Below are 6,303 nucleotides of genomic sequence, written 5' to 3' on the forward strand. Positions count from 1 at the left end.
CATACGTTACTGAGATTTTAATTCCAAGTATACAAATACCAGTACCGTCATAATTGCTATAATAACGTAAGTAACATCAAGCATTATAAGTGTCTTTAAAGTTTCAGTCATCCTAATTCACCCCTGTTATAAAGATATAACATGATCTCTCTATCAATTAAATAAGAGATCATAAAGATAAAAATGTACATGAAATTTCTTAAGTAGTTTCTATATTAATATATCATAAATTAATGTAAACAATGTTAAGGTAGTGTAAAACTACTGTAAATAAAGGGAGTTCCCATAATAACCTTAAAACATTCTCAACTAATGAAATACGCTATTCTTTCTATTGGATTATAAGAAAGAATAGCGTATTTATATGTGGAATTTTGTGTTTTATAAATCAAAATTATTTACGCAAGAGATTCAAAACGCTTTATCGCCAAATATAGTAAGAAATCTTAGTTTTGTAAAATGAGCTAGTAAAAGATTCATTTTTATTTATATATTGTTAGACTTTCTTTAAAGCAATTATTTAGCGATTTGGAAGCATCAACAGAAGTGTACATGCCTATGTATAAATTTTAGAGTGTCAATAAAAATATTATGTCAACAATATGAACTGTCACAAATTTTCATATATTATTGTGATTGATATCACATCCCTTTTTCTCAATGGGCATTATGCTTAGTTTGTAAGGAATGATTGGGAGAGGGTGGGATGATATGTTTTGTTATCAATGTGAACAAACGCCAACAGGCGGATGTAAAGTGATGGGTGTTTGTGGTAAGAATGAAACCATTGCAAGTTTACAAGATACGATTGTGTTTGGATTAAAAGGAATTGCTGCTTATCGTACTCATGCTGCTCAGCTAGGGTATACAGATGCATTTGTAGATGCTACAACTCAAGAAGCACTATATATGACATTAACAAATTCTAACTTTAATGAACAAGAACATATTGATATGGCTATGAAAGTTGGGAAATCAGCTTTACGGGTGATGGAGTTGTTGGATGAGGCACATACGAATCACTTTGGTGTTCCAGAGCCTGTTCAAATTACACAAAATCATGTAGAAGGTAAGGCAATTGTAGTTACTGGTCATAATTTATTTGCATTAGAGGAACTATTAAAGCAAACAGAAGGAAAAGAAATTAATATTTATACGCATTCTGAAATGTTACCAGCACACGGATATCCAAAGCTGAAAAAATATAAACATTTAAAAGGAAACATTGGTAAGGCATGGTACGATCAACGACGCCTTTTTGAAAAATTCACTGGTGCCATATTAGCTACAACGAACTGTGTTATGCCAATTAAAGGATCATACTCTGATCGATTCTTTTCATATGATATTGCAGGCTTAGAGGGCGTACAAAAAATTGAAAATGATGATTTTGCACCATTGATTCAAAAAGCGCTAGAGCTTCCCGAAGTACATATGGAGTCGGATGAACAGTTAGTAACAGGATTTCATCATAATACAGTATTATCATTAGCTCCAGAAATTATTGAGGCAGTAAAGGAAGGGAAAATAAAGCGTTTCTTTGTCATCGCAGGTTGTGATGCACCAGGAAAAGGCGGGGAATACTATCGTGAATTAGCAACGTCACTTCCTCCAGAAACGGTTATTTTAACAACTTCTTGTGGGAAATTCCGCTTTAATGATGTAAGTTATGGTGTTGTACCTGGTACGGAGATTCCGCGTTACATTGACTTAGGGCAATGTAATAACTCAATTTCTACAGTGAAAATAGCGGCCGCTTTAGCAGATGCTTTTCAATGTGAAGTAAATGAATTGCCAGTGAGTATTGTCCTATCATGGTTTGAACAAAAAGCAGTTGCCATTTTACTTGGGCTATTTAGTCTTGGTATTCAAGATATTCGCATTGGTCCAAAGGCCCCTGAATTTATTTCACCTGGTGTGCTTGATGTATTACAAGAAACATTTGGTTTAAAACTAATTACAACTGCAGCAGAAGACATGAATATGATGTTATCGTAACAAAAAGGATGTCCTATATGTAGAGTTGGCTTTATAAAGAATTTGTATGTATTCGCAAGCTCATGTATTAGATGCACAGGTGCATTAGTAGAAGAACAAAAAATGATCCGTCTTCTTAATAAGGAGAGCTAGCCACATTCATTAACTTCGGAATATTATAACGCCCAAAACAAAAATGCGGAATTTTTGTTTTGGGGTATTTCCTTTTTTTAGCTGGATAGGTATGTGGTGAGATTTTTTAAAAAGAAAATAGGCAGTATCCAATAGGTAATAGCGGATTTTTAAAAAAATTTAAAAGTCCAGTTGACATTCACTTCTACTTAGTCATACAATGTAGTTGTAATAAGTAATACTGAATAGCGTGGTTTCTTAAAATATATTTAGTAAACAATAGGAAAAAGCGGATTTAAGAAAAAATTTAAAAATCGAGTTGACATTCTATCTACTTAGTCATACAATGTAGTTGTAATAAGTAATACTGAATAGTGAAGTTTTTCAAAAGCTATTCAGTAAAAATTCGCCTTAGTACTCTGTGGTACTGAATATAAGTCAGACAGAATAGGGGGTAGAGGAGGATCAGAATATGGAAAATTTAACTGAAATGCTGAAAGGTTCGCTAGAAGGATGTGTACTGGAAATCATCAGCCGCCGTGAAACCTATGGCTATGAGATTACCCGTCACCTGAATGATCTTGGGTTTACCGAAGTTGTGGAAGGAACTGTATATACCATCCTCGTACGATTAGAGAAGAAAAAACTTGTGAATATTGAAAAGAAACCGTCAGATATGGGGCCGCCTCGCAAGTTTTATTCACTTAATGAAGCTGGCCGCCAGGAGCTTGAATTGTTTTGGAGAAAATGGGATTTTGTATCATCAAAAATTAACGTCTTGAAGTCAAACTAGCCTCATAAGATAAAATATTCGGCCGATATTTTGGGAGTTTCTTGTTCTGCTTTATAAAAAAGGAGGAAAAATAATATGTTGGAAATGTTCAAAAAATTAATTGGTGATAAAAAAGAGTATAAAATGATGATGGCACGGGTTGGAGCTCTGCCAGAGGACTACCAATTTGTGTTTAAGAAAATCCAAAACTACATGTGGAATTTCTCAGCGGGCAACGGGATGGATATGCTACACATACAGTATGAATTAATCGATTTGTTTGAAGCCGGTGCGGCGGAAGGCAGACAAGTGCTGGAAATCACTGGGGAGGACGTGGCATCCTTTGCTGACGAACTAGTGGCAAACGCTAAAACTTATGTCTCCAAGTATCGTGAAGATTTGAATGAAAGTATCATGAAGCAATTGAGAAAAAAATAAATGCAAAAGGTAATACCGACTGATTAGCTGGTTACAAATGTGAATTGCCACCATCGCTATTCAGTTATATTTTTAAATCAGTACTAAGTAATACAGAATATCAGTAATACTAAATAGAGGAGTGTAGGCAGTCTAGCTTTACAAAACATTTTTTAAGGAGGAAAAAAGCATGAGCAACACAGCGATTTCTGTAAAAGGGTTAAAAAAATCCTTTAAAGATAAGGAAGTGTTAAAAGGGGTAGATTTTGAAGTGCAGCGTGGCGAAATTTTCGCGCTGCTGGGCTCAAATGGAGCGGGCAAGACGACGACGGTCAATATCCTCTCTACGCTGATGAAGCAAGATGGCGGCGAAGTAGGTGTTTGCGGTTTTGACGTCCAGCGTCAATCGGATCATGTTCGTCAAAGTATCAGTCTGACAGGGCAGTTTGCAGCTTTAGACGGCATGCTCACGGGGAGAGAAAACTTGATAATGATTGCCAATTTGCGTGGAGTTTCTAGTCCTGCTCAAGTCGCTGATAATTTGCTTGCAAGATTTAGCCTGACCGATGCAGCTAACCAGAGGGCAGACCAGTATTCAGGTGGGATGAAGCGCCGGCTTGACATCGCGATGAGTTTGATCGGAACGCCAGCAGTCATTTTTCTCGATGAACCGACGACAGGGCTTGACCCCGAAGCGCGGATTGAAGTGTGGGATACCGTCAAGGAACTTGCCGGCGGTGGCACAACCATCTTGCTGACAACCCAGTACCTGGAGGAAGCCGAACAACTGGCGGACCGTATCGCTATCTTGCATGGCGGAAAAATTATTACGACTGGTACTCTTACTGAACTTAAAGAGATGTTCCCGCCAGCAAAAGTGGAGTATATCGAGAAGCAGCCGACATTGGAAGAAATTTTCCTTGCGATCATCGGCAAAAAGGAGGAGATGTAAATGAAAAGCAAAACAGGGGTATTACTAGGGCGCTTAATGCGCAACATTATGCGGAGTCCAGATACGATTATTACGGTAGCGATTACACCGATTATGATGATGTTGTTGTTTGTCTACGTATTTGGCGGCGCCATAAAGACAGGAACGGATAACTACGTCAATTATTTATTGCCGGGAATCTTGCTGATGGCTATCGCATCCGGTGTCGCTTACACATCCGTGCGGTTGTTTACGGATGTAAAGAGTGGGCTGATGGCACGTTTCATTACTATGCCTATCAAGCGCTCGTCGGTATTATGGGCTCACGTATTAACCTCACTTGTTGCTAATGTACTTACTATCGTGGTGGTTATCCTTGTTGCGCTCTTAATGGGCTTCCGTTCCAGCGCTAATATTCTGGATTGGCTTGCGGTAGCTGGAATACTTGGGATGTTTACGCTGGCGCTAACATGGTTGGCTATCATTCCCGGGTTGACAGCGAAGTCTATGGAAGGGGCGACAGCCTACTCATACCCGCTAATCTTTCTGCCCTTTATTAGTTCGGCCTTTGTTCCTACCGAAACGATGCCAAAAATTGTTCGTGCGTTCGCTGAGAACCAGCCTGTAACTTCAATCGTGAATGCGATTCGTGCCCTCTTATATGAAGGGACTGTTGGCAACGATATTTGGATTGCACTTGCTTGGTGCATTGGCATTATGGTTATCGCTTACTTCTTCGCCGGTAAAGCATTTAAACGTCAGTTAGGGTAAGTGCATCATCGGTTCGGTGCCCTATGGTAACTAAATCTTCTGAAATGAAATATATGTTTGGAAAAGTGGATTAAAATCACATTAATCTTAGTTATTGCTATAATTGTTAGTATTTTTACTGGTTATGCAGTTGGTACGTAAGTAGGCTCAGGCGTTGAGAAAAAGCAGACTGAGAGAGTTAAAGGGGAAGAGATAATATGTTGATCGCAATTCTAATCGTCATAAAATCGATGCAATGCACAAAATGCTTCCTTAAAAAAGAAGAAAGGATTCTGACTAATCAGGATCCTTTTTTGAGTACTAGTATCAGCATGTCCAAGTTTAGAAGGTTACTTACAAACGTTGTGGAGTGTTTGCACCAAAACCAGCTACCGCACTACATCTTGCGGAACATATACAAATTGAACAATTAGATGTGCACTCATTACATGCATTTCAATTGTTTCTATTGTAATCGCAAAAAAGACTAAGCTCCGTTATCCGATTGGAAAAGGGGTAACGTTTGCGATTATGATGAAAAAATTACTTCCTTGGAGATGGTGGAAGTATGTTGTTTTGAGGGAGTTCGCGAAGAAAAAATAGCGCTACTATACTAAGGGCATTCACGTGTCATAATGCGTTAATTAAATATACATATATATATAGTTTTTCAGAGTGATGCGATGTCAGGTATGAGCTGTGTAACAACTAGAGGTGAGAGAAGGATGTTAACGTTTTTATTTGAGTTAGACAAGGATATTCCACAGAAGGATGAGCCACGGTATGTTGCTTATGCAAATGGCTTTATCGAAGGGGATTTAACAATTTGTGTGGGTGACAGAGTCCTTTTTCAGAAGTCATGCATGAAGGTCGTAGAGCTGGGCATTTATTTAGGACAGTGGATGGAACAAGTTCAACACGGGCAGAACGTACATGTGAATTATGAAACGATTGACGATGATGAGGTAATTCTTGGTTTTTTCTATGAAGAGGACAATCAGTGGAGGAATTCTTCCAGTTGGCAAGAATTCGAACTTCAGGAGCGTATATCTACGATCACATTAGTAGAGAGCGTTCAACGCTATTTGTATGGGCTAAATAAGGAACTGTGCGTGATAGAATATCCTGTGACATTTGATCAGTACTTAAGAGGAGAGCGAATTATGCAGCTTTCTTACAAACGACTATGTGATAGTAAAGCAGATACGATGCCGATAGAGGTTTACAATGGAAGCAAACAAGCAGGCGTAGTACGGGGCTATTATAAAAATACGTTGATGAAAGTGCTAGACTTCATTCCAAAAATTGGTAGTAATATCAATTA

General features: G+C 38.2%; 6 protein-coding genes and 2 pseudogenes. All 8 read left to right on the forward strand.

What is annotated here, in order from left to right:
* Positions 1–711: 711 nt before the first annotated feature.
* Entirely contained in the window at positions 712–1,998 is a 1,287-nt protein-coding gene (hcp, locus tag V7038_RS18680) for a hydroxylamine reductase (RefSeq protein ID WP_002110977.1), read from the forward strand.
* Positions 1,999–2,581: 583 nt separating this feature from the next.
* On the forward strand, positions 2,582–2,902 hold the full coding sequence (locus V7038_RS18685) for a PadR family transcriptional regulator (RefSeq protein WP_000429484.1): 321 nt from the start codon (positions 2,582–2,584) through the stop codon (positions 2,900–2,902).
* 75 nt (positions 2,903–2,977) lie between these two features.
* Positions 2,978–3,319: a DUF1048 domain-containing protein gene (locus V7038_RS18690; protein WP_002014108.1), complete on the forward strand. Its 342-nt coding sequence runs from the start codon at positions 2,978–2,980 to the stop codon at positions 3,317–3,319.
* 169 nt (positions 3,320–3,488) lie between these two features.
* Positions 3,489–4,250 (forward strand): ABC transporter ATP-binding protein, encoded by a 762-nt coding sequence (locus V7038_RS18695; protein WP_002161044.1) that lies wholly within the window; start codon positions 3,489–3,491, stop codon positions 4,248–4,250.
* Positions 4,251–5,000, forward strand: coding sequence for an ABC transporter permease (locus V7038_RS18700; protein ID WP_070170455.1), 750 nt, complete (start codon positions 4,251–4,253; stop codon positions 4,998–5,000). It abuts the gene before it with no gap.
* A gap of 57 nt (positions 5,001–5,057) precedes the next feature.
* Positions 5,058–5,247, forward strand: a pseudogene (locus V7038_RS18705) (PRK06770 family protein); the annotation flags it as partial.
* Between the two features lie 191 nt (positions 5,248–5,438).
* Positions 5,439–5,582 (forward strand): annotated as a pseudogene (locus V7038_RS18710) (short-chain dehydrogenase); the annotation flags it as partial.
* Positions 5,583–5,704: 122 nt separating this feature from the next.
* Positions 5,705–6,303 (forward strand): DUF7878 domain-containing protein (locus V7038_RS18715; protein WP_438825116.1); only part of this gene is annotated, 599 nt, incomplete at its 3' end.

Origin of the sequence: Bacillus sp. JJ783, assembly GCF_036963225.1 — a bacterium.
Lineage (GTDB): Bacteria > Bacillota > Bacilli > Bacillales > Bacillaceae_G > Bacillus_A > Bacillus_A cereus_U.

What these genes read in the sequence shown, in the direction of transcription:
- V7038_RS18690 (WP_002014108.1), top strand. Translation starts at nt 2,978, where the DNA reads ATGTTGGAAATGTTCAAAAAATTAATTGGTGATAAAAAAGAGTATAAA.
- V7038_RS18695 (WP_002161044.1), top strand. Translation starts at nt 3,489, where the DNA reads ATGAGCAACACAGCGATTTCTGTAAAAGGGTTAAAAAAATCCTTTAAA.
- hcp (WP_002110977.1), top strand. Translation starts at nt 712, where the DNA reads ATGTTTTGTTATCAATGTGAACAAACGCCAACAGGCGGATGTAAAGTG.
- V7038_RS18700 (WP_070170455.1), top strand. Translation starts at nt 4,251, where the DNA reads ATGAAAAGCAAAACAGGGGTATTACTAGGGCGCTTAATGCGCAACATT.
- V7038_RS18685 (WP_000429484.1), top strand. Translation starts at nt 2,582, where the DNA reads ATGGAAAATTTAACTGAAATGCTGAAAGGTTCGCTAGAAGGATGTGTA.